The following is a 1,690-nucleotide window of genomic DNA, read 5'->3' as shown; positions in this document are numbered from 1 at the left end:
TAAAATAAATAATTTTAGTCAAATAGATACATTTGGCCTAAAATCGCTATAGTTTGAACTCATGGCGTTATGAGTTATTGGATTATTTTGTGGTAATTTGTTGTGTGATTCAGAGAAATCCCCAAATCTTATTTGGTTTTTTCTTTGAATTGCCATTGGTTCTTAGTTTTTGAAGAAAAATATCCTGATTTATATTTTGAAAATAGACTAAATTATGCGTTTTTCTACCTAAGACCCACCGATTATTCTCTATTTGTTACATATTATTTTTTACAATAAAGTTTATGAGTAATTCAGCAAGTACCTTGTTCGACAAAGTGTGGGATGCACACGTTGTTCGCAAAATTGAAGATGGTCCAGACGTATTTTTGATTGACCGCCACTTCATTCACGAAGTAACTAGCCCAGTGGCATTTTTGGGTCTTGAGACGAGAGGCATTGGTGTGCTTTATCCAGAAAGAACTTTCGCTACTGCTGACCATAACACGCCAACTATCAACCAACACTTACCTGTAGAGGATCCACTTTCCGCTAATCAGTTGAAAGCTTTGGAAACAAACACAGCAAAGTATGGTATCTCTCACTGGGGATTAGGTAACCCTAAAAATGGTATTGTACACGTAGTAGGGCCAGAAAATGGTATTACTCTTCCGGGTATGACTATCGTTTGTGGTGACTCTCACACCTCTACGCACGGTGCATTTGGTGCTATTGCCTTTGGTATTGGTACTTCTGAAGTTGAGATGGTACTTTCTTCACAATGTATCATGCAGCCTAAGCCTAAGAAAATGCGTATCACGATAAATGGTACCTTAGGTAAAGGTGTTACACCGAAAGACGTTGCTTTATTCATTATCTCACAAATTACAGCATCAGGTGCTACAGGATACTTTGTAGAATATGCTGGTGAGGTATTCGAAAATATGTCGATGGAAGGTCGTATGACTGTGTGTAACCTTTCTATCGAAATGGGTGCTCGTGGTGGTATGATTGCTCCAGACCAAACTACTTTCAATTATTTGGAAGGTCGTGAGCTAGCGCCAAAAGGCGAAGCTTGGGAAAATGCTTTGGCTTACTGGAAAACTTTGAAGACTGACGAAGGTGCTACATTCGATTATGAATTGACTTACGAAGCTTCACAAATTGAACCTCAAATTACGTACGGTACAAACCCAGGCTTGGGTACAGGTATCACACAAAAAATTCCTACTGCATCAGCGGTAAAAGACGGCGAAGCTTCTTACAAGAAGTCTTTGAACTACATGGGATTTGCTGAAAATGAGGAAATTATCGGTAAACAAGTTGACTACGTATTCTTAGGAAGCTGTACAAACGGTCGTATCGAAGACTTCCGTGCATTTGCTTCTATTGTAAAAGGACGTAAGAAAGCTGATAACATCACAGCATGGTTGGTGCCAGGCTCTCATATTGTTGAAGCTCAAATTAAAGAAGAAGGTATCTTAGATATCCTAACAGAAGCAGGATTTATGTTGCGTCAACCAGGATGTTCAGCATGTTTGGCCATGAACGACGATAAAATTCCAGCTGGCAAATATGCAGTAAGTACTTCAAACCGTAACTTCGAAGGTCGTCAAGGCCCAGGCTCACGCACACTATTGGCATCGCCATTAGTAGCCGCTGCCGCAGCAGTTACAGGTGTTGTTACTGACCCTAGAGAGCTATTGTAATT

General features: G+C 40.0%; 1 protein-coding gene. It reads left to right on the top strand.

Annotation, left to right across the window (positions count from 1 at the left end):
• Positions 1 to 284: 284 nt before the first annotated feature.
• Positions 285 to 1,688, top strand: coding sequence for a 3-isopropylmalate dehydratase large subunit (gene leuC, locus ACOVQ4_RS11850; RefSeq protein WP_421820853.1), 1,404 nt, complete (start codon positions 285 to 287; stop codon positions 1,686 to 1,688).
• Positions 1,689 to 1,690 lie beyond the last annotated feature (2 nt).

Origin of the sequence: Flectobacillus sp. (genome assembly GCF_049240685.1) — a bacterium.
Classification (GTDB): Bacteria; Bacteroidota; Bacteroidia; order Cytophagales; family Spirosomataceae; genus Flectobacillus.
Note: the sequence above shows the minus strand (reverse complement) of the source record. Positions and strands in the feature narration are given on the sequence as shown.